Below are 24,478 nucleotides of genomic sequence, written 5' to 3' on the forward strand. Positions count from 1 at the left end.
TGGCCCTTTTTAAATTCACGCTGTGAACTTGATCAATTATTCCGCAACTGGCTTACGCACACGGATACTTAACTCTTTAAGCTGCTTATCACTGACCTCACCTGGCGCTTGAGTCAATAGACACGTCGCACTCTGAGTTTTAGGGAAGGCAATCACATCGCGTATAGAAGCTGAACCTGTCATCAACATTACTAGACGGTCTAGGCCAAACGCTAAACCACCGTGTGGTGGCGCACCAAACTTAAGCGCATCTAATAAGAAGCCAAATTTCTCTTCTTGCTCTTCAGCAGAGATGTTTAGCAACTCAAATACTGTTTGTTGCATATCTGCTTGGTGAATACGGATTGAACCACCGCCTAACTCAGTACCATTAAGCACCATGTCATACGCTTGAGACAGCGCAGTAAGCGGGTTAGCTTTCAGATCTTCAGGAGAACATGAAGGCGCAGTGAATGGGTGGTGGATAGCAGTCACACCGCCATCTGGCGTCTCTTCAAACATTGGGAAGTCGACAACCCAAAGTGGCGCCCACTCACAAGTGTACAGGTCAAGATCTGCACCTAGCTTACAACGTAACGCGCCAAGCGCTTCGTTTACAATACTTTCTTTGTCAGCACCAAAGAAAATCAAGTCGCCATCTTGTGCTTCGACACGATCAAGCAATGTTTGACGAACTTCAGTTGGCAAGAACTTAACGATTGGAGACTGAAGACCTTCTTCAAGATCAGACTTATCGTTAACTTTGATGTAAGCCAAACCTTTAGCACCGTAAATGCCAACGAATTTCGTGTACTCATCGATTTGCTTACGAGTAAGCGAGTTACCACCTGGTACTTTAAGCGCAGCAACACGACCTTTTGGATCTGACGCAGGACCAGAGAAGACTTTAAAGTCTACTTCAGTCATAAGATCTGAAACTGTCTCAATCGTTAACGGAATACGAAGGTCAGGCTTATCTGAACCGTATTTTTCCATTGCTTCAGAGAAAGGCATGCGTGGGAACGCGCCTAAATCAACGTCTTTCAATTCTTTGAATAAGTTTGCAATCATACCTTCCGTCAGATTCATGATCTCTTCCTGACCTAGGAAAGAAGTCTCTAAGTCGATCTGAGTAAATTCTGGCTGACGATCTGCTCGAAGGTCTTCATCGCGGAAACATTTAGCGATTTGGTAGTAACGATCAAAACCAGACACCATCAGTAGTTGCTTAAACAACTGAGGTGATTGAGGCAGAGCAAAGAAGCTACCCTGGTGAGTTCGACTTGGCACCAAGTAGTCACGTGCACCTTCAGGTGTCGCACGAGTCAAAATTGGTGTTTCGATATCTAAGAAGCCATTTTCATCTAGGTAACGACGCAGTACAGACGTCACTTTTGAGCGGAAACGAAGCTTTTGTTGAATTTCTGGACGACGAAGATCGATAAAACGGTTTTTAAGACGAATGTCTTCACCAACTGTTTGATGATCATCAAGCTGGAATGGAGGTGTCGCAGCACGGTTAAGAATTTCAAGTTCATGACCAAGAACCTCAATCTCACCCGTGATCATATTAGGATTAACAGTACCTTCTGGACGCGCACGAACAAGACCCTTGATCTCTACTACGAACTCACTACGGCAGCTATCCGCAAGTGCAAAGCTTTCTGCACGATCTGGATCGAATACAACTTGAGTGATACCTTCACGATCACGTAGATCCAAGAAAATAACTCCACCGTGATCTCGACGGCGGTGAACCCAACCGCTAAGTGTGACTTCTTCTGAAATGTTTTTTGCTGTTAACTCGCCGCAATAATGGCTGCGCATAATTCCTATCCTATTACTGTCTCGCAAAGTTTGCGAACGTACCGTTATTCACCCCGTTTGCGCACTTAAAAGTGGTAAGAATGCTCTTAACAAGGCGGTATTATTCATTTAAGGCCAAGCATTATATGCCAAGCGACTTTTACTCTCTAGGGTGAGATTCAAATTTCTATTCTTGTGGTAGAAATATTCGTACAATTCTGGCTTCTTGATCGACACCACGACTCTTCATCAATACCTTGTCCCCCTCCTCTCTACCAAGCAAAGACCTTCCAAGAGGGGTTTGTGGTGTCACTAATAAAATTGACCTGCCTTGGCACTCAAACTCACCGCCACCACAACATTGAGACAAGATAATAACTTTACCCCAACCATCTTCACGCTCGACTTGAAAGGCAGAACCCACGGTTACCTCGTCACTTTCCGCAAAGGAGAATTTCCTAAAGTAGGCCAAATCAGTTTCACATTCAGCCACACGAACCGATTGTCCATGAGCCAAGTATGAATTCTCAAGTCCAAATGTATCCCACTTTGTTTCCGCAACACTCTCTTTATTCGTTGCAGCAGAACGAGCCTGATTAGCCGCTTCTTTTGCCACTAGCACGCGATTTTCAGCGTAAGCGATAAGAGCTAAGTAGAGTTGATCTAACGTCATTTTCTTCACAAACAAAAAAGCCACTGTAAAACAGTGGCTTTTATACACGATTTATCGATTAATTACAGACGAACAGTCGATAAAATTTGCTCAGCAACCTCTTCAAGGCCACCTTCTGTCAACTCGATATCAGCAACGGCTGCATTTGCCACAACTACAACAACGCCCGTCTGCTTAAGTAGCTCAGCTTCTGCAGCAGATGCATCAAGCTTAGCAAGCGCCACTACACCACGACGTAATAACGCACGTTCAAGTTGTTGAACTTCAACCTTAGAGCCTGATGACAGTGCAACGATAGCTGGTTTTTGTCCTAAGCGAGCTGCACGCTCTTCTGCGGTAACCACTGCATCAGCATCTAAATCACCCACCGTCTCTTCAACCATACCCGCGCCAACGGTTACATTTGAAAGACGATCTATAACAATCAATGCGCCGGTTAATGGACTAGTTTGATAGTTATCGAATGCCACTGGAGCGTCAAAACTAATTACACAATCAGCGATAACATTTAGTTCAACTTGCTCAACCAGAGTTTGTTCAAGTGTATTCACATCAACACGGTAGTTAATATGATGAACCTTACCCGGAACTGTTTGCGTACCAAGCTTGAAGTTATATAGCTTACCAGGCACCAATGGCTGCTCAGACATCCATACGATAGAAGCGCGTAGGTTCGAGCTAATTTCTGGCTCATGACCCGGGTGAACAATCATATCACCACGACTGATGTCGATTTCGTCTTCTAGAGTTAATGTAACTGCTTGACCTTTCTTGGCCACTTCCAGGTTTCCATCGTACGTCACAATCTCAGCAACTTTAGACTTCTTACCAGAAGGCAGTGCAATAATTTCATCCCCTGGTTTCACTTGCCCTGCTGCGATGGTGCCAGCAAAACCACGGAAATCTAGGTTTGGACGGTTTACGTACTGCACTGGGAAGCGGAACGAATCGCTCTTCACATCACGGTTAATCTGTACCTGCTCAAGAATTTCCATCAAAGGACCACCTTGGTACCAAGGCGTTTGCTCTGATGCGTTTACCACGTTGTCACCCTTAAGTGCAGACATTGGCACGAAGTGAACATCTTCAGGCTTACGGTTACCTAGTTGCTCAATGAACGCTAGGTAGTCAGTACGGATTTCATTGAATTTCTCTTCCGAGAAGTCCACCAAATCCATTTTGTTGATCGCAACCACAACGTGCTTGATACCTAGCAACGATGCAATGTAGCTATGACGACGTGTTTGCGTCTGCACACCGTATCGAGCATCGATCAAAATGATCGCTAGGTCACAAGAAGATGCCCCCGTCGCCATGTTACGTGTGTACTGCTCGTGCCCAGGTGTATCCGCAATGATGAACTTACGCTTCTCAGTTGAGAAGTAACGGTAAGCTACGTCGATCGTGATACCTTGCTCACGCTCAGCCTGCAGGCCGTCAACAAGCAGCGCTAGGTCAACTTCTTCACCCTGCGTACCAGATTTTTTACTGTCACGCTTTACCGCATCTAGGTGATCTTCATAGATCAACTTAGAATCATGAAGCAAGCGACCAATTAGGGTACTTTTACCATCGTCAACGTTACCGCAAGTAAGAAGACGAAGTAGGTCTTTTTCTTCATGCTGTTTTAGGTAGCCAAGGATATCTTGACTGATCATTTCTGATTGATGAGACATTCTTACAACTCCTAGCCTTAGAAATAACCTTGCTTCTTCTTCTCTTCCATCGAACCCGCTGAATCGTGGTCGATGACACGGCCTTGACGCTCTGAACTCTTAGTCAAAAGCATCTCTTGAATGATTTCAGGCAGCGTATCCGCTTCTGACTCTACCGCACCAGTTAGTGGGTAACAGCCAAGCGTACGGAAACGTACTGATTTCATTTCTGGCACTTCGCCTTCTTTTAATGGCATACGCTCGTCGTCAACCATGATTTGAACACCATCGCGTTCAACCACTGGACGCTTCGCAGCGAAGTAAAGAGGAACAATCGGAATGCTCTCAAGGTAGATGTATTGCCAGATATCTAATTCCGTCCAGTTAGATAGAGGGAACACTCGAATACTTTCGCCTTTGTTCACTTTACCGTTATAGATGTTCCATAGTTCTGGACGCTGGTTTTTAGGGTCCCAACGATGTTGCTTATCACGGAAAGAATAAACACGTTCTTTGGCACGTGATTTTTCTTCATCACGACGCGCACCGCCAAAAGCTGCATCGAAACCATATTTATCAAGCGCTTGTTTCAAGCCTTGAGTTTTCATCACGTCAGTGTGTACTGCACTACCATGAGTAAATGGCCCGATACCTTGAGCCACACCTTCTGGGTTTTGATGCACTAGAAGATCAAGACCTAATTTCGCAACAAGTTCGTCACGAAACTTGATCATTTCTTTGAACTTCCAACCTGTGTCAACATGCAATAGCGGGAAAGGCGGCTTACCTGGATAAAACGCTTTCATAGCAAGATGCAGCATAACCGCTGAATCTTTACCAATGGAATACAGCATGACCGGATTATCAAACTCTGCGGCCACTTCACGAATAATGTGAATACTCTCAGCTTCAAGCTGTTTAAGATGAGTAAGTCTTGCCTCTGTAACTGTCATATTATCTCGTCCAAATATTAAAAGGCTTCGGCATTTCACTAACTATAACATGCCAGAAAGTTATAAAAACCACTCCAACTAGATTTTCATAGCATATAGATATTAAAAAAGGCTCATAATGAGCCTCTTTTAACGAGTCAAACCAACACCTACATTGTTAGAAGCCATTTGGCAGATTACGCATCACTAAACCTAACTCTAGTTGCTCCGGCTGATGAGGCAATGGAATGCGCACTTTATGGCCAGACCCTGGCGCAACAGCCATGGTTTCACCTTTTAAGTTTTCCATCGCCTCGATGCTGTAAATCATGCTGCCTTTTGGCGTAATCAATTCAATCGAATCACCTACTTTAAAACGGTTTTTCACATCAATTGTTAACCAGCCATTATTCCAATCCAGCATTTCACCGACAAACTGCTGGCGATCAGAGATGGAGTTACCGTATTGGTAGTTCTGGTATTGATCATGAACGTGACGACGGTAGAAGCCTTCCGTGTAACCTCGGTTTGCAAGCCCTTCCAGCTTATCCATTAGTGACATATCAAACGGCTGACCGTGCACGGCATCATCAATGGCCTTGCGGTATAGCTGTGCCGTCCGCGCAGCATAGAAGTGAGACTTGGTACGGCCCTCAATTTTAAGCGAATGAACACCAAGTTCGATCAGCTTTTCAACATGCTGAATAGCACGTAGATCACGGCTATTCATAATGTAGGTGCCGTGCTCATCTTCAAACGCAGGCATAAACTCCCCTTCACGCCCTTGCTCACGTAACAACACCACGTCATCAAATGGCTTACCTTCACCTAACGTCGGCGCAGTATATTCAGAAGGATCAAAACTCTGCACACCTTTTAGATGACTACCATCCGCCGGCACAATATCGCCATTCTCGTCTTGCACGGCAGACTTCACATCGTACTGCCAACGGCAAGAGTTAGTGCAAGTACCCTGGTTTGGATCACGACGATTGAAATAGCCCGAAAGCAGACAACGACCAGAGTAAGCAATACACAATGAACCGTGAACAAACGTCTCGATCTCCATCTCTGGGACCATCTGACGAATTTCGCCCACCTCATCAAGCGATAATTCACGAGATAGAATGACACGCTCAAGGCCAAAATTATGCCAGAACTTCACTGTCGCCCAGTTCACAGCATTAGCTTGCACTGATAAATGAATCGGCATATCTGGCCACTTCTCTTTAATCAGCATCATCAAACCTGGATCCGACATAATCAAAGCGTCTGGACCCATTTCAACCACAGGCTCCATATCTTTGATGAACGTCTTTATTTTGGCATTGTGTGGCGCAATGTTAGTAGCAACGTACAGCTTCTTGCCTAGGCTATGTGCCTCTTCAATACCTTGTGCAAGATTGGCCATGGTGAAGTCGTTATTACGCACACGCAGACTGTAGCGTGGCTGGCCAGCGTAAACCGCGTCAGCACCGTATGCATAGGCATAGCGCATATTTTTAAGGGTGCCAGCAGGAGAGAGCAATTCGGTCATAATAAATCTTTATAGTGAGGTTACGATGGCGCGAATTCTAGCGAATTGATAGAAGTTTTCCTTAAGCAAAAAATAAGAAAGGCTGAACAAGTCAGCCTTTCTTTGATCTACATCAAAAACACCCACCAATGATCAAATTAACCACCATTAGCAATACTCAACTCCAGCGACATTTGACGGACTTGAGCCTTCAAGCTATTAATTTCTCGCAACACCTGCGGACGAAATTCATCAATAGATCGAATAGCCTCCTCAGCATTTGACAAACGAGACGTTAGATCGCTTGGTATTGCTGGTGTTGCCGGAGCTTCAGATAGTGTCGCAATGGTTTTACTTTGACTATTTATACTCTTTTCAAGGGCAGTTAAAGAACGTTTCAGTATTGCAAGCTGAGACTCTAGCCCCGAAACTTGGCTCGTAACTGATTGAGTAGCGCTCTTTTGCTCATTAATTTGAGCCACTACTTCACCCCTCGTTTGTTGAACAGACTGCGCCTGATCAGCAATACCTTTTTCCATCTCCGCGAGAGTCTTCAACATTCTGTTGTAACCATTTTCCACGTCGTTAAAGGTATCAGCTTGGATCGCAACTCTTTTCCCTTGCGTGGAGACCACATCTCGCAATTCGGCTAACTTATTCTCCAACTGTTCAATTTCCTGATCGTTCACAGAAATCGCCTTGCGATTTCGATCATAAGAGATACCCCACAACTTTCGAATTTCACTTTCGTGGTTGGCTAATCTTTCTTCTACCGTTTCACCTTGTTTACTATTAGAAACATCAGCAGCAACTAATTGACTATCAAGGTCTTGAATTTGACTACGAGCGCCAAGCAATTCTGAACGCAATTTTTGGTTTTCAAGCCACAACCAATAACCACCACCCGCGATGGCAGAAACAATCAATAGCATTAAAAAATAGACAAACGCTAGACTGGTTTTTTTAACAGGTGCTTGGGAAATAGTCGCATTGGCTGAAGCAGGCCTTGCTGGGGGCGGATTTAGGCGCTGTCGGCCAGCTTTTTGTGTAGAGGCAGCTCCGCTGCGAGCACTTAACTCATCCTGATCTAAAGTTAAGCTAGGAATTTCGACATCATCATCTTTGCGCATAACAGTGTTCGGCCATCAATCTTTGTAGAACTATGAAAAACTTTGGGAATAAATAACCACACAAACAGAATGAATATAATATTCATATGTTCGATGCTACTATATAAGCACCATTAACTGCTTGATCACAAGCACTTTTCAGTACAATAAAGCAAGGAGAAAAGAAATGGCTTTTGAACTACCAGCACTACCATACGCAAAAGATGCACTAGAGCCTCACATGTCTGTTGAGACACTAGAGTTTCACTACGGTAAACACCACAATACTTACGTTACAAAATTAAACGGTCTTGTTCCTGGTTCTGAGTACGAAGGCAAATCTCTTGAAGAGATCATCAAATCTGCTCCAGCTGGCGGTGTATTCAACAACGCAGCACAAATCTGGAACCACACGTTCTTTTGGAACAGCTTAAGTCCTAATGGTGGTGGTGAACCTACAGGCGCTCTTGCTGATGCAATTAATGCCAAGTGGGGTTCTTTCTCTGCATTCCAAGAAGAATTCAATGACAAAGCTGTTAACAACTTCGGCTCAAGCTGGACTTGGTTAGTTAAAAATGCCGATGGCTCTCTAGAGATCGTAAACACAAGCAACGCAGGCACGCCAATGACTGCTGGTCAAACAGCATTGATCACTGTTGACCTATGGGAACACGCTTACTACATCGATTACCGCAACGTTCGCCCTGACTACCTAAAAGGTTTCTGGGCACTTGCGAACTGGGAATTTGCAGCAGCGAATTTCGCAGCGTAACAACGCTATAAGCCAGTCTAAAAAGCGCAACAAAGGTTGCGCTTTTTTTGTTTTACAAGTTGCTGACACAATACCGATATAAAGTCAGCTTCATAGCGGTTGCGATTACTTATCAGTAGCGCTATTGTCTGCATACAAGTAATTGATTGTAAAAGGGTCTTCAAGTGTTAAAACAAATACTGTTCGGATTAACAGCGTCCTTTAGCGTTATCACCTCAGCATACGCTGAAACCGTCTATGTTTCTGATATACAATTTGTAGCAATCCGTGAAGGGTTAAGTAATGACACGCGTGCAACAGAGCGCGGCATTAAAAGCGGAACACCTCTTACCGTATTAGACCGCCGCAATGACTATATAAAAGTTCGCACCCCAGACGGCAACGAAGGCTGGCTACCAAATTATTTTATTAGTGAAGACCGAGTTAGTCGTGATGAGTTAGTCTACCTGCAAAATCAACTAACTAAAGCTAAAGAGTCTCAAATAGCCGCAGAAGAAACACTGCAAGAAACGAAAAACACAAATGACGAATTAGTCAATTCAGTTGAAATGTTAACGACTCAAAAACAAGCCTTAGAGAAGCAACTTAATGATGTTTCAGAGCTTGCACAGAAAGCAAAAGCAATAGTATCTGCCAATCAAGAGTCAGACTACAAAATTGAGTCCTTGCAGCAACAAGTAGATACATTAGTTGCTCAAAATGATGAACTAAGTTCCTCCATAGAACAACGTTGGTTTATGATTGGCGCTGGCACTTTGCTATTAGGCGGAGTTTTTGGTTTGCTATTTCCAATGACACGTAAAAAGAAGGTATCATCTAGCTCTTGGTAAATTAATCATAAGGGCAGCACATGGATGTAACAATTGTACACTCCTTCTTCTTAATATTTGCTGGGGCTGCTGTAGTGGCCTCAATCGCCCTTTACACAAAACAACCCCTTATACTTGCATACATTGCCCTTGGGGTTGTTTTGGGTCCATCCTCCTTACAACTTGTCAATCAACCCGAATTGCTTGAAGGCATGTCTCACGTAGGAATTATTTTCTTACTGTTCTTGCTAGGTCTCGATATGAAACCAAGCCACCTTTTTAACATGCTAAAAAAAGCGTCTTGGGTCGCTATCGCATCTTCCTTGGCTTTTGCTGCCGTTGGATACCTTACCGCCAAAGCCTTTCAATACACCGAGATCGAGTCAATAATTGTTGGGCTAGCAATGATGTTTTCAAGCACTATAGTCTGCATAAAGCTACTCCCAACTACCGTTTTGCATCACAAACACACTGGTGAACTAGTAGTAGGCCTACTCTTACTGCAAGACATTATTGCAATCGCCGTTCTACTTGGCTTAGTGGCATTTGGTAGCCCTGAACAAACCCCAGAACAGTCGGCTTACTTACAATACCTGCTGCCTTTGGTCGGATTACCAACACTTATAGTGGGTGCGTTTGCGCTGGTTAAATACTTATTACTCCCACTCATTACCAAGTTTGATCGCTTCCACGAGTACATTTTCCTTTTGTCTATCGGCTGGTGCCTCTCGCTCGCAACTGCAGCTGAGATTCTGGGGTTATCTGCTGAGATGGGTGCCTTTGTAGCAGGCGTTGCATTAGCAACCTCCCCTATATCGCAATACATTGCAACGCATTTAAAACCGCTTCGTGACTTTTTTCTGATTCTATTCTTCTTTTCTATCGGGGCAAGTTTCAACTTGGATTTATTAGGATTGGTTATTTGGCCAGCCTTAGCACTGGCTTCACTCTCCATGATAATCAAGCCAACTGTTTTCAGATTCTTACTAAAAGGCCTACAGGAAGATCGGTCTACTAGCTGGGAAGTTGGTTTTAGACTTGGCCAAGTCAGTGAATTCTCACTTTTGATCGCTTACTTGGCCGCTTCATTAGGGTTGATTGGTGAAGAAGCAAGCCATGTCATCCAGGCAACCGCGATTCTGACATTTGCGCTGTCTACTTATGTCGTGATTTTGTATTACCCGAACCCGATTGCGATATCTGATCGATTAAGGCGCGATTAGACGAAAATATCAAATAAATATCGGGACCAGATGGCGCGCCCCTTTTATTGCGCTAGCAAAGTAATATAGAATACGCGCGAATACCTGACTACTTCGCTGAGAAAGTCTTGTATACTAACCATGCGAAAAATTCATCCTACACTTATTAGAGTAATGTAATGGCTGACTTATCACTTTACAGAAACATCGGTATCTTTGCCCACGTAGACGCGGGTAAAACTACCACTACAGAACGTATTCTTAAGCTTACCGGTAAAATCCACAAGACTGGTGAAGTACACGACGGTGAATCTACTACAGACTTCATGGAACAAGAAGCAGAGCGCGGTATTACTATCCAGTCTGCTGCTGTTACTTGTGAGTGGAAAGGTCACCGCCTAAACGTTATCGATACTCCTGGACACGTTGACTTCACAGTTGAAGTATACCGTTCTTTGAAAGTATTGGATGGCGGTATCGGTGTATTCTGTGGTTCTGGTGGTGTAGAGCCACAATCAGAAACTAACTGGCGCTACGCTAACGAGTCAGAAGTTGCTCGTGTTATCTTCGTTAACAAACTTGACCGTCTAGGCGCTAACTTCTACCGCGTTGTTGACCAAGTTAAAAACGTACTTGCTGCAAACCCACTTGTTATGACTCTTCCAATCGGTGAAGAAGATGATTTCGTTGGTGTTGTAGACGTTCTTTCTAAGAAAGCATTCATTTGGGACGACACTGGTCTTCCTGAAAACTACGAAATCACTGATGTCCCAGCGGACATGGCTGATAAAGTAGAAGAATACCACGAAGCGCTAATCGAAACTGCTCTTGAGCAAGACGAAGACCTATTGATGGAATACCTTGAAGAAGGTACTGTTCCAGCAATTGAAGACATCAAGCGCTGTATCCGTAAAGGTACTCGTGACCTAGCGTTCTTCCCAACTTACTGTGGTTCTGCATTCAAGAACAAAGGTGTTCAACTAGTACTTGACGCTGTTGTTGACTACCTACCAAACCCAACAGAAGTTGACCCACAAGATCTTACTGATCCAGAAACTGGTGAGCCAACTGGTAAAGTTGCAACCGTATCTGCTGATGAGCCACTACGTGCGCTTGCATTCAAGATCATGGACGACCGTTTCGGTGCCCTAACATTCATCCGTATCTACTCTGGTCGCATGAAGAAAGGTGACACTGTACTTAACTCTGCAACAGGTAAAACTGAGCGTATCGGCCGTATGGTTGAGATGCAAGCAGACGACCGTACTGAAATCACTGAAGCGCAAGCTGGTGATATCCTAGCGGTTATCGGTATGAAGAACGTTCAAACTGGTCACACTCTATGTGATCCTAAGCACGAATGTACTCTTGAAGCGATGATCTTCCCTGAGCCAGTAATCTCTATCGCTGTTCAGCCTAAAGACAAAGGTGGCAACGAGAAAATGGGTATCGCAATCGGTAAAATGGTTGCAGAAGATCCATCTTTCCAAGTTGAGACTGACGAAGAATCAGGTGAAACTATCCTTAAAGGTATGGGTGAGCTTCACCTAGACATTAAGGTAGACATCCTTAAGCGTACTTACGGTGTAGACCTAATCGTTGGTCAGCCACAAGTAGCTTACCGTGAGACAATCACTCGTGAAGTAGAAGATAGCTACACTCACAAGAAACAGTCTGGTGGTTCTGGTCAGTTCGGTAAGATCGATTACCGCATCAAACCAGGTGAGCAAAACTCTGGCTTCACGTTCTCTTCAACAGTTGTTGGTGGTAACGTACCTAAAGAATTCTGGCCTGCAGTTGAGAAAGGCTTCAAGTCTATGATGCAAGAAGGTGTCCTAGCGGGCTACCCTGTTCTTGACGTAGAAGTTGAACTTTTCGACGGTAGCTACCACGCAGTTGACTCATCTGCAATTGCCTTCGAAATCGCTGCGAAAGGCGCGTTCCGTCAGTCTATTCCAAAAGCTGGCGCACAACTTCTTGAGCCAATCATGAAAGTTGACGTGTTCACTCCAGAAGATCACGTTGGTGACGTAATCGGTGACTTGAACCGTCGTCGCGGCATGATCAAAGACCAAGAAGCTGGCGCTACTGGCGTACGCATCAAAGCTGACGTTCCTCTATCAGAAATGTTCGGCTACATCGGTCACCTACGTACAATGACATCTGGTCGTGGTCAGTTCTCTATGGAGTTCTCTCACTACAACCCATGTCCTGCAAACGTAGCAGAAGCGGTTATCGAAGCTGCTAAAGCTAAGAAAGAAGAGAAGTAATTCACTCTTTCTGATGGTTACAAAAAACCCGGCAACTGCCGGGTTTTTTTATATCCTTTGAAAAGGAACAAGCACTAATAAGGCATCGGATATTTCTTAAAGATGCTTCCAATTTGTGCCATTAACTCATCATCTAGCGCCATATCAAACGCTTTCAGATCCTCTTCTAGCTGGGTCATTTTAGTCGCCCCAATAATCGTAGAGGTAACACCGTCCACTTGATCCACCCAAGCTAAAGCCAATTGTGATGCCGTCAAACCATTTGCTTCGGCAAGCTCTTTGTAGGCTTTAATGGCTTCATTAGAGGCTTCTGTATCACGGAACAGGCCATTACGCTGCGCAAAGCTCCAGCGACTACCTTCTGGTCGAGCACCGTCAATGTACTTTCCAGACAATGCACCTGCCGCAAGGGGAGACCATGGCAAATAAGCCACATCTTCCCGAACACAATTTTCGATTAAGAATGGCCAATCTTTCGCATGAAGCAAGCTAAATTCATTCTGTATAGATGCTACTCGAGGTAAATCGTGCTTTTCAGCTAAACGAAGATACTCATTAATCCCCCAAGGGGTTTCGTTCGATAGGCCAAAATGGCGAATCTTGCCAGATTTAACACACTCACCTAGTGCCTGAAGAATTTCCAGCATTTCTGCTGAGTGTTGCGCCGTATCGACACTGGAAAAGTCCAGCATACCCGGCCAGTGCTTGGCAAAATGAGGAGATGTACGGTTAGGCCAGTGAATTTGGTAAAGGTCAATATAATCCGTTTTAAGACGATCAAGTGACTGATCAATCGACGTAATAATCGCCTCACCAGTGACGTCCCCACCACCTCGGACCCAACTTAAACCATTACCAGCAATCTTTGTTGCCAACACCATTTCTTCTCTTCGAGAAGCATGACGCGATAGCCAATTACCAATGATAGATTCAGTTTTACCGTAAGTTTCAGGTGTGGGCGGAACCGCATACATTTCTGCGGTATCGAAGAAGTTGATACCTTGATCCAATGCAAAAGCGATCTGCTCATCTGCATCCGCTTGCGTATTTTGCTTCCCCCAAGTCATCGTTCCAAGACATACACGGGACACATCAATCCCTGTTCGCCCTAACTTGCTGTACTTCATGAAGTTATATTCCTTCTGTTGTTATCTTTAACCGTTAAAAATGTAAACAATCAGACACAACAAAGCCAGACCCGCTCAGGGAAACAATGTGAAGGATGACATCATTGCTCCGTTAGCAAATACTCGTAACGCTGATCTGTTAATGTCTCAAGAAACGCCTCTAGCGCATCCACGCGGCGATTATCCAAAGGAGGCCCGATCTCTAGGGATTCCAGATCTATGTTTTCAGGCACCTCAGGTGCCTGCCAAGGCTGCCCTGTCTCAGGATTGAGTTTTCTCATCGGGTTATTGTAATGATCATAAAACAGGATAACCGTACGCAAATCCTTGAACACACCGTTGTGCATGTATGGCCCTGTAACCGCCACATTGCGTAATGACGGCACTTTAAACTTGCCCCTTTGACTTTCTTCGTTGACCAAAGGATTATCAAATAACCCTTCGTCTAACGTTGCCAGAGCTAAATTCTGATTTCGAGGCACACCGATATTTCGGTATTCGTAGTTCGTAAACGTTTCTTTCGGATAAAAAGGCGAGCTATTCAGTTGATGACAAGCATTACAGTTTGTGAATTGCTGAGAAAAGAAAAGCGTTCTACCTAACTCCTCTTCAGGCGTAAATCGCTCCTCACCACGCATCACTCGATCGTATTTCGAGTCAAAGGGCATAAACAACTCCGTCTGTTCAAAGTGAGCAATAGCATCAGTAATCGCATTGAACGCTTTATCTTTTGCAGAAAATACCGACTCACCATACAGATCTTTGAAAAGACGCTCATAGGCTGGGTTTTCCAAAACACGCTCAACCACTGCAGATTCACTTTCCATTTGCATTTCAACTGGATTTACAAACGGCCCCGCAGCCTGATCAGAAAGATTGGACGCCCTACCATCCCAAAATTGCCCGCCACGATATTCGCCATTACTCATCCTATGAAAAGCTGGGGTCAATGCAGCGTAAGCAGCTGAAGGCGCATTCCGCTCTCCATGCGAGGCATCATCACTGCCAAGTGAAACTGACCCAAAATCAACAGTCTCACGACCATCAACAAAGCCCTTTCCAATATCATGACAACTCGCACAGGATTGATTACGGTTTTTCGAAAGGTTTACATCGAAGAAAAGCTGACTACCCAGTTGAGCTTTGGGATCATCTAAAGATACAGGCAAGTCACTTTTTCGGCTTGCAGAGGATGACTCAATCGCTAGGTTTTCATTACTAAGCTGGCAACCCACTAATGGCATTATCAACATAATAAATAGAGCAGAGGTATAAAAATTCATACTGACACCAACACTTCAGGTTGTCAGATAATACACCTAGAGAACCCAGTTTTAAACAAATGAGAATCAAACTTAATAAAGAAAAACGGCCAAAGCTATAAAACTTTGACCGCACACAATTCACACTTCAGTTAACAGGCATTAATTCTTTTCTGGAATGGTAACATTCAACTCCAAGACCGAACAATCATCCGTATTTTCTAACTGAATTTGCACATCGTCACTTTCAATTTGAACATACTTACGAATTACAGCAATGATTTCCTGCTGCATTTGCTCAAGATAGTCTGGCTGAGTTCTACGGCTACGCTCATGGGCAACAATAATTTGAAGTCGATCTTTAGCGACCGACGCAGAGGTTGGCTCACTTTTGCTTTTAAAATAGTCAAAAATCCCCACTTTAACCCCCTAGTAGTCGCTTAAAAAATCCTTTCTTTTGAACATCCGTAAAACGCAGTGGACGTTGCTCTCCCAATAGACGATCAACTGCATCAGAATATGCCTGACCTGCTTCCGCCTGCTCATCAAGTATAACAGGTGTACCTTGGTTTGACGCTTTTAAAACCGCATCGGACTCTGGAATTACACCTAACAAGGGAATAGCTAAAATTTCTTCAACATCCTCGACGCTTAGCATTTCCCCTTCACAAACACGTTCTGGGTTGTATCTCGTCAGCAATAAATGCTCTTCAATAGGCGACAAACCTTTTTCAGCTCGTCGACTTTTACTCTGAAGAATACCCAAAATGCGATCTGAGTCACGTACAGATGAGACCTCTGGATTGGTGGTAACAATCGCGACATCCGCGAAATAAAGCGCCATTTGAGCACCTTTTTCAATGCCAGCAGGAGAGTCACATACAATGTATTCAAATTCTTTCGACAACTCTTCCAACACCGCCTCTACACCTTCGGCAGTCAATGCATCTTTATCTCGAGTTTGAGAGGCAGGCAGGATAAATAAATCCTTAGTGCGCTTATCTTTAATTAAAGCTTGAGAAAGTGTCGCCTCTTTGTTTATAACATTAACAAAGTCATACACTACTCGACGCTCACACCCCATGATCAAGTCTAAGTTACGTAAACCCACATCAAAATCAATAATAACGGTTTTGTGTCCTTTCAATGCTAGACCGGTACCGATCGCTGCACTGGAAGTTGTTTTACCAACCCCACCTTTACCTGAGGTTACGACGATTATTTTAGCCAACTATATATCCCCCGAAACGTAATTCTAATAGCCTTTGCCCTAACCTATAGTGAGGCGATTTCTAATGTGTCATCCACTAATAGCACTTGCGCGGCATCTTTCCAAATAATTTTTTGCAGCGCATCGCTTAGCATGAAATTCCCTGCTATAGCGACCAATTCTGCTTCCATAGTTTTACAAAAAATACGAGCCGAGCTGTCACCTTTAACACCTGCTAAAGCACGTCCTCGCAAGGCTCCATAAATATGTATATTTCCCTCTGCCAAAACTTCTGCACCAGCGCTAACCTGTGAAAGAACAACCAAATCACCCTGAGCATAGATTTGCTGACCAGAGCGGACAGGTTTCGTTATAACTTTGGTAGGCTGAGTGACTTCACGCTCTTCTATTACAGTTTTAACAACAACTTCTGGGTCTTGCGCTGGTGCCGGAGACTCATTTCTAAAATTAATACTGCGTGTATTAGAGTTAGGAAGAAGAGGCAACTCACAATCAAACCGCCAGCTCGGAATTGAGTCTTGTGCAGTCCGCCATCCAATCACAGCCAAGCCTAACTCTCGACACGACTTAATCAAGTCATTAAAAACATCTAAGGAAATTGATATAGCTTCATGGCTAATATCAATGATTAGTGGAGCTTGATCGAAAAACTGTGGCACTTGGGCTATTTTCTCTTCCAGCCCCTTAATAATTTGGCCTAGATTAGATGTCCTCACCTCAAGTAAAACAGTGGTAACAACACTCCCTTTCAAACGAAAGTCAGTATCTGACATTGAACGATTTTCCTTAGTTAAATCAACGCCATAGCGTTCAATTCAAAAATATTGTAATAATGTGTTATTTTAACAACATACTGCTAGATTTGAAGTTAAAACTGACAAACAAATGTCAACTCTCATACTTACGTGAACATATAGTACACTTGTGTGCAATTTAAACCAAACGCTTAACACACTGAATTTATTAAACTTTTACAAGTTATTTACAAGGTTCTTCTATCTTTTCTGGGGAAAAGTAAAGCGATTAAACTTTAGCAAGAAAATCACCCGCGAAACGTTGACCCCAATGTCGACACCCCCAACCCTGCATGCTTGTTCACCTGCAATTGGACAGGAATTCGCTCTTTCAGTGCTTCTACATGACTGATTACGCCAATTGTTTTTCCTGAGCTGTTAAGGTGATCAAGTGCATCTAAAGCAATATCTAAGGTTTCACTGTCTAAAGTACCAAAACCTTCATCAAGAAATAATGAATCAATAGAAGTTTTATGACTAACTAACTCAGAGAGAGAGACAGCAAGCGCCAAACTGACCAAGAATGACTCACCACCAGACAAGGTTTTGGTATCACGAGAAATATCCCCTTGCCATCCGTCAATAACCTCAAGAAACAACCCTTCACCTTTTTGACGCTTCAGTTGATAACGTCCGTGCAATGTCGATAAGTGACGATTAGCCAACCACACTAAATGATCCAATGTGACACTTTGGGCATAACGCCGAAAACGCGCGCCATCCGAAGACCCGATCAACCCATTTAAGTCATCTAACCATTCGAATGCTGCCTTTTCACTTGCGATTCGCTGCAACATGGTTTCACTAGACAGCCGTTTTTGCTGTTCTGACTGAATCCGTTCAGCCAACTGCCCAAGCTCCACCAAGACTGATTGATAGGCTTTTTTTGCTTGATCATGCAACTCATTGAGCGCCTTTTCATCCTCGTAGGACCCTACATCAGGCAGTGTATCTTGCTTCAATTTATGAAGCTTAAGCTCTTCATTTGTCTGCATCTGTAATACCTGACACCGTTGAGCAAACATTTCAGCTTCTTTTATTCGGTCAGCTAATGCGTCTTGCTCCATTTGACTCATCAATGTTTGCTGCCACTGTGCTTGGCTATCAAAGCCATGTTCAGACAAGCGGGTCTGCCAACTGGACTGCAATACGACATTATCAGAGACAATTGTTTGAAGTTGGTTATCAGTTTGCGCTAAGCGTGCTGAATGCTCTTTCAAATCAAGTTGATTCGTTGCAACCAGAGAACTTGCATTGTCTTTTTCTAATCGACCCTGTTCTACTTGCTCACTAATGGATGCGCGTTTCTGACTGACAGTCAGCCCCATTAATCCAGTGGCATATTTTTCATTAAGTTGCTCATAGTGGCGATTCAGAGCAATAAGCTGCTCCTGCTCACTTTCAAGCTGCACCTGAATCACGGACGACTGCTGACTGATTTGCTGTAAATGCCAGTCACTTTCAGAAACAACCTGATTAAGAGCTTGCACCTGCTGCTGCGCGCGATGCCATGATTCAAGTGATTGTTCGATGGCTGATATTTGCGGCAGGGATTCAAGCAACGTACTTTCAACGATTAGAGGCGCTATCTCTAGATACAGTCCCTGAATCAATTTTTCGTAATCTGCCGTAGCCTCCAGCGACAATGCTTCCAGCTCCTTTTTCTTATCCGTTAGCTGTGTTCGTTGCTGTTCTATGTTTTGATTTTGATATTGCTGCTGAGCCAACTCATGGTCAATTGCACCCAGTGACTCTAGTAATTGGCGATGCTGACGCTCAACCGTTTGATAGTATTTATTAGCATTCCTGTAATGCTGTTGTTTCGCCTGTAATGCTAAGACTTTATCTCTCAAGCTTTCCGTGTCGATAGATACCGCAGTCAAGCCTTCATACGCATTACAGTGACTTTCGATTGACAACTCTACATCGCTGATCGCTTGATCTAATGCTTCAATCCGACCGGCTAAATGAGCTAACTTAGTATGTTGCGCTTGTTGTGCAGAAGTCGTACTCGAATGCGATATCTGGCATTGCTCTAAACGTTGCAGTAAAGCTTCATCTTTGGACTGAGATTCCACAGCAGAGAGATTATGATCCGAACTGCCACATAAAGGACAAGGACAACCTGACTCAAGCAATTGGCGTTCCTTCTCCAAAATGCTAATGCGTTGCTGCAACTGCAGGCGCTGCTCAATATCTTCTATCTGCTGCGTGAGCGCCATTAACTTTTCTTCATCTGCCGCAAGAGAGGTTTGCACTACACGCTGCTGATCCACAAGCGTCTGGCGAGCAATAAGATGGTTTTGCAACTGCTTATCGAGGCTCTGGTACTGCTCTGTCGCAGTTAACCATTGTTGAGTCGTGATGAGCTCCTGATCTAGCTTTTCTAATTCTTCCAGCCACTGCTCATACGGCTTACCTTGTATCAATCGGTCAATTTCTGCTTTGGCTTCCGCCTCAGAGGTTAACAGTGCTTGCTTGCGCTGCTCAGTCTCAAGAAGTGCAGCCGCATTACTTTCCAACTGTTGCGTTAAAGCGTTCTGATCCACTTCTATTCTGGTCAAGTTTTCATTGAGCAATTGCTGCTGTTTTCGCAAGGATGAAGATCTATGTGACTCTAATCGCCATTTCTCTAATAGCGACAAGGCCTTTTCCCCATCATGCCAGCAAGATAAGTAGACACGTTGAGCATTTATATTTTGCTCGGCTTGCTGTTTCTGATCCAAGTGATGCTTGTATTGCTGTTCAAATCGCACTTGTTCATCTTGCTTAGTAATATAGCGTTGCTGAGCAGAGGCTTTGTCGCGGGTAAGCTGTGCCAACTCTGACTCTATTGGTAACCATGTGGATTCAGCTTCTTGCTCAAATAGCTCCTGCGCGACCTTCTGCTGCTGCAACATCGCCTGAGACATTGCTAGCTTTTGCTCTGAATCCGTCAGCCTTACTTGAACACTATTCAAAGCCTGTACGAGGTGATTTTTAGCTTCTTTCAACGCTTGTTCGTTAGCCAAACCTTTTTCAAGAGCGTTAAAGTCAGGCTCGATTTTTCGAGCCAAAACAGCGTGGGCTAAACGATCTTTCTCTGGCGCAAGCACGATAAGTTGCTCATCAGCCTGCTCAGCATCTAACTTTTGCTGAGCTAATTTCTGTTCTAGGCGTGAACATTCACGATACCAGTCACTGACCTGCTCCAGGTTCGCCACATCACCTTGCAGTAATCCTTCCTGCTCCGCTATCGCTTGCTTTTGCTGTTGTAGAGCGATCCATTCGCTTTCATCCATCAGTTTATGACTTGCTTGGACAGCCTCCAGCTCTTTAATCTGGGCTTTCTGATCTCGATGTTTGTCAAACACGCATCGAGAAATGTCCGCGTATACCTCTGTCCCCGTTAGCTCTTCTAGTAACTCCGCGCGCTCATCGGTTCTGGCGTTAAGAAACGCCGCAAAACCACCTTGAGCTAACATCATTGAGCGGGTAAAACGGGCGAAGTCCAAACCAGTGATATCTGATATTTGGCTGAGCTTGTGGGCAATCTTATCCGCTAAAATTGTGCCATCGGCCAATGACAGACTGCATTGAACAGGCTGCAGATTTCCATCAGCCTTGTTTCGGGCACGCTTCTGCTCCCAACTCGAAACGTAACGCTTACCTTTCACTTCAAACGCCACCTCCGCCGAACAAAAACCGGTATGACGTGTCATCACCTCATTAGCGGATTGAGAAATATTCACTCGAGGTGTTTGGTGGTAAAGCGCCAAACATATGGCATCCAATAATGTGGATTTCCCCGCACCAGTGGGACCGGTGATCGCAAAAATGCCAGCATCTCTAAAAGGCTCAGACTCGAAGTCAATAAACCATTTCCCCTTCAAGGAATTGAGATTTTCAAACCGTAACGAACAGATCTTCATGCCAAATCCTCCTGTTCATTGATGATTTGGCTTAACAAACTTTTCAATGTGCTCGCCCGATTGGGTTCAACGTCTTTTTCCGTAAGCAAACGCTCAAATACCTCCATTGGAGTAATGTCTTCAAGAGTCGCCGTTTCACCGTCACCATCGAACAAAGTGGCTGTTTTACGGGTTCGCTGCACTTTGACGATGTCTATCGGGCGACCATCACAAAGCTCCGCTAGCTTTTCCTGAAATGGCCCCAAATTGATGTCTTCGTTAACTGTGATATCCAGCCAAACGGAGAGATTTTCGGTATCTTCCAACGCTTCAATTTGCTTTAGCAGATGGGATCGATTACCTGACATTTGCATAAGCTTTCTAAATACCGGAATGGCAATTCGCTCAACGCTGTTCGAATGCGTATCGTAGATGCAAACAGATTTTGGGCTGTTTGCCTCATCAAAACTCATCGGCATCGGGGAACCTGAATAACGCCAGTTAGAGTTTCCACCAACAGGCATAGGTTTATGAATATGGCCAAGCGCTAAATAATCGAAAGACGGCAACAAACTTGGCGATAGCGATTCCAAATTGCCAACGTAGATATCACGAACCGATTCGGTCTTTTCGCCTCCCACCATGGTTAAGTGGCCAGTCCCAATAATGGGAACTTCATCATTCATAGATTTAGCCAAATCATATTGTTGCTGGTAGTACAGCTGTATTTGATCCGCCAATTGAAGTCTTTTATCTGTGCCCGACTGCCCGGCTTCATAACGGACCATATCGCGAGCCCGTAGGAATGGGATGGCACATATCAAAGCGCCCACATTCCCAGAACCGTCTTTTAATTCTATGATGGCTTCAGATCCATTTTGCCAAGCAGGCTGCGTCACCACATAAGTATCTAACGTCGTTAATAAATTTTTGCTTTCATTGAGCACACTCACAGAATCATGATTACCAGCTACCACGATAAACACACATTTTAGGGCATGCAAACGCAGGACACACTCATGGTACATCTCACGGGCGTAACTAGGAGGCGTGGAGGTATCAAAGACATCACCCGCTAAAATAACGGCTTCTATGTCATGTTCCGTAACAGTGTTTGCCAACCATTCAATGAACAATCGGTGTTCTTCAAGGCGGCTTTTACCCATAAAATTTTGGCCTAAGTGCCAATCTGAAGTATGTAGAATTTTCATTAATTTGAATGTGTCATAAAGGTGATGTCTGCAACACGGCAGCGACTCGCCGCTAACCAGTCTTCTAGGGAGTCTTTTGAAACAGGCTGATCGTTAAGAATTAAAGCCTTATCGAAACGCTGAAATGCTAATGTCTTAGAAGGTAATGACAGATCAATGGCCTCAAGCATTGGAGAGTGGCTAACGCCATATTGTTGTAGCGCATCAGCAAAGTTCTGCGCTAGAGCTCGATTGTCCGCAGAAAACAACAGCAAGTGAGTCGCGGATATATCGATCGTCGCCCGTTGTGCGCCTTGTTCAATCAACAACTCTGATAGACGCTCTTGAAACGCTAACGGAAAATAAAAAGCAAGCGCTTCGCCTGCGGTGCTACAACACACAGAGCGACCAATATGATCGCCAAGCTGCCATCGAAACACAGCCCCCAAGGGGAGACTAACAGGGCAATGTGCTTTTACTTTACCCCAATGATCAGATAAAACTTCACAGGAATAATTCTCTAGTGCAATGGTAAATCGCTGGTTTGGCTTTGATGATAAAGACATATCATCTTGAACCGTCTGCTGGCAGCTCAAGATAGAATCACCAACCAATGGGTATAATCGACAGCTGCCGCAAGCGCCCGCAAGGCAACTATGAGAAACCATTACCCCGCGCTGTAGCAATCCAGATAAAAGATTATCCCCTACGGGCACGATGTACTCATGCCCGTCAAGGTTGATGCGACAGCCGTTACTCATACGGCATCAATTGTCGGTGTCTTAGCTAATAGCGCAACCAATATATCCCAGAATTCGCCCACTGAGCTGATTTCCATACGCTCAGATGGAGAATGGGCGCCACGTATGTTTGGGCCAAAGGAAACCATTTCCATACCTGGGTACTTTGCACCGATAATGCCACATTCAAGTCCCGCGTGAATCACTTTAACGGTTGGTGTAAAACCCATGACTTCCTGATGTACGGCATCAAATTGCTTCAGCAAAGTTGACTCAGGCTCTGGTTTCCAGCCTGGGTAGCCATTTTCCAACAATACTTCACAGCCGATTAGAGCAAATGGTGCTTTCGCAACATTTGCCAAGTATTCAGTCTGACTGTCTACTAAAGAACGAACTAATAAGCATCCAGAAAAACTCATAGAGTCATTTTCTTCATGCAAACGAATCACCCCAAAGTTGCAGGAGGTTTCGACAACCCCTTGTAATGTTGGAGACATACGATGAACACCATTTGGGGCACACAACATGGCTTGAATCAATTGATTCTGTACAGAGGCAGGCAAGTGCGCCGCGGTATTAGTCGGCTGTAGGGAAATAGATAGATTTGGATCAGTGTCTGCAAACTCATCCTTAATGATTTGAGCTTGTTCAGAAAACCAAGACTGAACCTTACTACGATCGGAAGATTGCACCTGTAGCACAGCAAATGCATCGCGTGCGATTGCATTGCGAAGGGTGCCACCATTTAGCTCTGATAAGCCGAAATCCACCTCAGCTCCAAGACTATTCAATAAGCGCACTAGCAAAACATTGGCATTCGCCAAGCCTTTATTGATATCCAAGCCAGAGTGACCACCTTTTAATCCAGAGATGGTAACCTTAAATGCTGTATCAAACTGATGATTCACTTCAGAAGCGAAACGGTGACTGACATTAATATCTATCCCACCGGCACAGCCGATGTATACGTCGCCACGATCCTCAGAATCCAAGTTAAGCATTCGTTTGCCTTTTAGGATGCCCTCTTCTAATTGTGCTGCACCACGTAAACTGGTTTCTTCTTCAATGGTAAAAACGGCTTCCAGTGGACCATGGGCAATTTCTTGGCTTTCTAAAACTGCCAAGATAGCTGCCACACCGATGCCATTATCAGCACCTAATGTTGTGCCCTTAGCGTGGACCCAACCCTCTTTTTCGTAGGTATGTATAGGATCCGTTTCGAAGTTGTGATTTGAATCCGATTCTTTCTGTGCCACCATATCAAGATGGCCTTGAAGTACCACTGTTTCGCGATCTTCCATGCCAACTGTCGCGGCTTTATAAATAATCAAATTACCAGCAGTATCGATATAAGGTGTTAAACCAAGCGTTTGCGCCCAGTTAAATAAATAATCGCGTAATGCCTTCTCATGAAAGGATGGACGTGGAATATCACACAGTACACGAAATTGTCGCCATACCGCTTGTGGCGCTAAAGACTCCAACCATTGATTCATACTTCTACTTCTCCAAATAAATAAG

19 protein-coding genes are annotated in these 24,478 nt (G+C 44.3%); 4 read left to right on the plus strand and 15 right to left on the minus strand.

Annotated elements, in window-relative coordinates:
- Positions 1–36: 36 nt before the first annotated feature.
- From aspS to JHD44_RS02160, 6 genes are all read right to left on the minus strand, one after another.
- Positions 37–1,806 (minus strand): aspartate--tRNA ligase, encoded by a 1,770-nt coding sequence (aspS, locus tag JHD44_RS02135; protein WP_199460629.1) that lies wholly within the window; start codon positions 1,804–1,806, stop codon positions 37–39.
- Positions 1,807–1,972: 166 nt separating this feature from the next.
- Positions 1,973–2,458 carry a hypothetical protein gene (locus JHD44_RS02140; RefSeq protein WP_199460631.1) on the minus strand — a complete coding sequence of 162 codons (486 nt, stop codon included), beginning with the start codon at positions 2,456–2,458 and terminating at the stop codon, positions 1,973–1,975.
- A gap of 62 nt (positions 2,459–2,520) precedes the next feature.
- Positions 2,521–4,134 carry a sulfate adenylyltransferase subunit CysN gene (cysN, locus tag JHD44_RS02145; protein ID WP_199460633.1) on the minus strand — a complete coding sequence of 538 codons (1,614 nt, stop codon included), beginning with the start codon at positions 4,132–4,134 and terminating at the stop codon, positions 2,521–2,523.
- A gap of 17 nt (positions 4,135–4,151) precedes the next feature.
- A complete protein-coding gene (cysD, locus tag JHD44_RS02150; RefSeq protein WP_199460635.1) occupies positions 4,152–5,066 on the minus strand; it encodes a sulfate adenylyltransferase subunit CysD in 915 nt (304 codons plus the stop codon).
- A 157-nt stretch (positions 5,067–5,223) separates the two neighbouring features.
- Positions 5,224–6,582: a tRNA 5-hydroxyuridine modification protein YegQ gene (gene yegQ / locus JHD44_RS02155; RefSeq protein ID WP_199460637.1), complete on the minus strand. Its 1,359-nt coding sequence runs from the start codon at positions 6,580–6,582 to the stop codon at positions 5,224–5,226.
- Between the two features lie 137 nt (positions 6,583–6,719).
- Positions 6,720–7,691 carry a hypothetical protein gene (locus JHD44_RS02160; RefSeq protein WP_199460639.1) on the minus strand — a complete coding sequence of 324 codons (972 nt, stop codon included), beginning with the start codon at positions 7,689–7,691 and terminating at the stop codon, positions 6,720–6,722.
- Positions 7,692–7,857: 166 nt separating this feature from the next.
- Between JHD44_RS02160 and JHD44_RS02165 the strand changes: the two genes are divergently transcribed.
- From JHD44_RS02165 to fusA, 4 genes are all read left to right on the plus strand, one after another.
- Entirely contained in the window at positions 7,858–8,442 is a 585-nt protein-coding gene (locus JHD44_RS02165) for a superoxide dismutase (RefSeq protein WP_199460641.1), read from the plus strand.
- Between the two features lie 164 nt (positions 8,443–8,606).
- Positions 8,607–9,272: a TIGR04211 family SH3 domain-containing protein gene (locus JHD44_RS02170; RefSeq protein ID WP_199460643.1), complete on the plus strand. Its 666-nt coding sequence runs from the start codon at positions 8,607–8,609 to the stop codon at positions 9,270–9,272.
- A 20-nt stretch (positions 9,273–9,292) separates the two neighbouring features.
- Positions 9,293–10,474, plus strand: coding sequence for a cation:proton antiporter (locus JHD44_RS02175; protein WP_199460645.1), 1,182 nt, complete (start codon positions 9,293–9,295; stop codon positions 10,472–10,474).
- A gap of 158 nt (positions 10,475–10,632) precedes the next feature.
- Complete coding sequence (gene fusA / locus JHD44_RS02180) at positions 10,633–12,723, plus strand: elongation factor G (protein WP_199460647.1); 2,091 nt, start codon at positions 10,633–10,635, stop codon at positions 12,721–12,723.
- A 74-nt stretch (positions 12,724–12,797) separates the two neighbouring features.
- On the opposite strand, the gene JHD44_RS02185 is transcribed toward fusA, so the two are convergent.
- The 9 genes from JHD44_RS02185 to JHD44_RS02225 form a co-directional block, all read right to left on the minus strand.
- Complete coding sequence (locus JHD44_RS02185) at positions 12,798–13,850, minus strand: aldo/keto reductase (protein ID WP_199460649.1); 1,053 nt, start codon at positions 13,848–13,850, stop codon at positions 12,798–12,800.
- Positions 13,851–13,951: 101 nt separating this feature from the next.
- Positions 13,952–15,133 (minus strand): cytochrome-c peroxidase, encoded by a 1,182-nt coding sequence (locus JHD44_RS02190; RefSeq protein WP_233401633.1) that lies wholly within the window; start codon positions 15,131–15,133, stop codon positions 13,952–13,954.
- Between the two features lie 141 nt (positions 15,134–15,274).
- Complete coding sequence (minE, locus tag JHD44_RS02195; RefSeq protein ID WP_133559943.1) at positions 15,275–15,532, minus strand: cell division topological specificity factor MinE; 258 nt, start codon at positions 15,530–15,532, stop codon at positions 15,275–15,277.
- A 1-nt stretch (position 15,533) separates the two neighbouring features.
- Positions 15,534–16,343, minus strand: coding sequence for a septum site-determining protein MinD (gene minD, locus JHD44_RS02200; protein WP_199460651.1), 810 nt, complete (start codon positions 16,341–16,343; stop codon positions 15,534–15,536).
- Positions 16,344–16,387: 44 nt separating this feature from the next.
- On the minus strand, positions 16,388–17,116 hold the full coding sequence (minC, locus tag JHD44_RS02205) for a septum site-determining protein MinC (protein ID WP_199460653.1): 729 nt from the start codon (positions 17,114–17,116) through the stop codon (positions 16,388–16,390).
- Positions 17,117–17,385: 269 nt separating this feature from the next.
- Positions 17,386–21,048: an SbcC/MukB-like Walker B domain-containing protein gene (locus tag JHD44_RS02210; RefSeq protein WP_199460655.1), complete on the minus strand. Its 3,663-nt coding sequence runs from the start codon at positions 21,046–21,048 to the stop codon at positions 17,386–17,388.
- On the minus strand, positions 21,045–22,238 hold the full coding sequence (locus JHD44_RS02215; protein ID WP_199460657.1) for an exonuclease SbcCD subunit D C-terminal domain-containing protein: 1,194 nt from the start codon (positions 22,236–22,238) through the stop codon (positions 21,045–21,047). The genes JHD44_RS02210 and JHD44_RS02215 overlap by 4 nt, the downstream gene beginning before the upstream one ends.
- The gene (locus JHD44_RS02220) at positions 22,238–22,978 is read right to left on the minus strand and encodes a 2Fe-2S iron-sulfur cluster binding domain-containing protein (protein ID WP_199460659.1); all 741 of its coding nucleotides are present in this window, start codon (positions 22,976–22,978) and stop codon (positions 22,238–22,240) included. The genes JHD44_RS02215 and JHD44_RS02220 overlap by 1 nt, the downstream gene beginning before the upstream one ends.
- On the minus strand, positions 22,975–24,453 hold the full coding sequence (locus JHD44_RS02225) for an aminoacyl-histidine dipeptidase (protein ID WP_199460660.1): 1,479 nt from the start codon (positions 24,451–24,453) through the stop codon (positions 22,975–22,977). The genes JHD44_RS02220 and JHD44_RS02225 overlap by 4 nt, the downstream gene beginning before the upstream one ends.
- Positions 24,454–24,478 lie beyond the last annotated feature (25 nt).

Origin of the sequence: Marinomonas ostreistagni (genome assembly GCF_016461785.1) — a bacterium.
Lineage (GTDB): Bacteria > Pseudomonadota > Gammaproteobacteria > Pseudomonadales > Marinomonadaceae > Marinomonas > Marinomonas ostreistagni_A.

Excerpts from the sequence above, each read along its gene's own strand:
- aspS (WP_199460629.1), bottom strand. The coding sequence starts at position 1,806 with ATGCGCAGCCATTATTGCGGCGAGTTAACAGCAAAAAACATTTCAGAA.
- JHD44_RS02140 (WP_199460631.1), bottom strand. The coding sequence starts at position 2,458 with ATGACGTTAGATCAACTCTACTTAGCTCTTATCGCTTACGCTGAAAAT.
- cysN (WP_199460633.1), bottom strand. The coding sequence starts at position 4,134 with ATGTCTCATCAATCAGAAATGATCAGTCAAGATATCCTTGGCTACCTA.
- cysD (WP_199460635.1), bottom strand. The coding sequence starts at position 5,066 with ATGACAGTTACAGAGGCAAGACTTACTCATCTTAAACAGCTTGAAGCT.
- yegQ (WP_199460637.1), bottom strand. The coding sequence starts at position 6,582 with ATGACCGAATTGCTCTCTCCTGCTGGCACCCTTAAAAATATGCGCTAT.
- JHD44_RS02160 (WP_199460639.1), bottom strand. The coding sequence starts at position 7,691 with ATGCGCAAAGATGATGATGTCGAAATTCCTAGCTTAACTTTAGATCAG.
- JHD44_RS02165 (WP_199460641.1), top strand. The coding sequence starts at position 7,858 with ATGGCTTTTGAACTACCAGCACTACCATACGCAAAAGATGCACTAGAG.
- JHD44_RS02175 (WP_199460645.1), top strand. The coding sequence starts at position 9,293 with ATGGATGTAACAATTGTACACTCCTTCTTCTTAATATTTGCTGGGGCT.
- fusA (WP_199460647.1), top strand. The coding sequence starts at position 10,633 with ATGGCTGACTTATCACTTTACAGAAACATCGGTATCTTTGCCCACGTA.
- JHD44_RS02185 (WP_199460649.1), bottom strand. The coding sequence starts at position 13,850 with ATGAAGTACAGCAAGTTAGGGCGAACAGGGATTGATGTGTCCCGTGTA.
- JHD44_RS02190 (WP_233401633.1), bottom strand. The coding sequence starts at position 15,133 with ATGAATTTTTATACCTCTGCTCTATTTATTATGTTGATAATGCCATTA.
- minC (WP_199460653.1), bottom strand. The coding sequence starts at position 17,116 with ATGTCAGATACTGACTTTCGTTTGAAAGGGAGTGTTGTTACCACTGTT.
- JHD44_RS02210 (WP_199460655.1), bottom strand. The coding sequence starts at position 21,048 with ATGAAGATCTGTTCGTTACGGTTTGAAAATCTCAATTCCTTGAAGGGG.
- JHD44_RS02215 (WP_199460657.1), bottom strand. The coding sequence starts at position 22,238 with ATGAAAATTCTACATACTTCAGATTGGCACTTAGGCCAAAATTTTATG.
- JHD44_RS02220 (WP_199460659.1), bottom strand. The coding sequence starts at position 22,978 with ATGAGTAACGGCTGTCGCATCAACCTTGACGGGCATGAGTACATCGTG.
- JHD44_RS02225 (WP_199460660.1), bottom strand. The coding sequence starts at position 24,453 with ATGAATCAATGGTTGGAGTCTTTAGCGCCACAAGCGGTATGGCGACAA.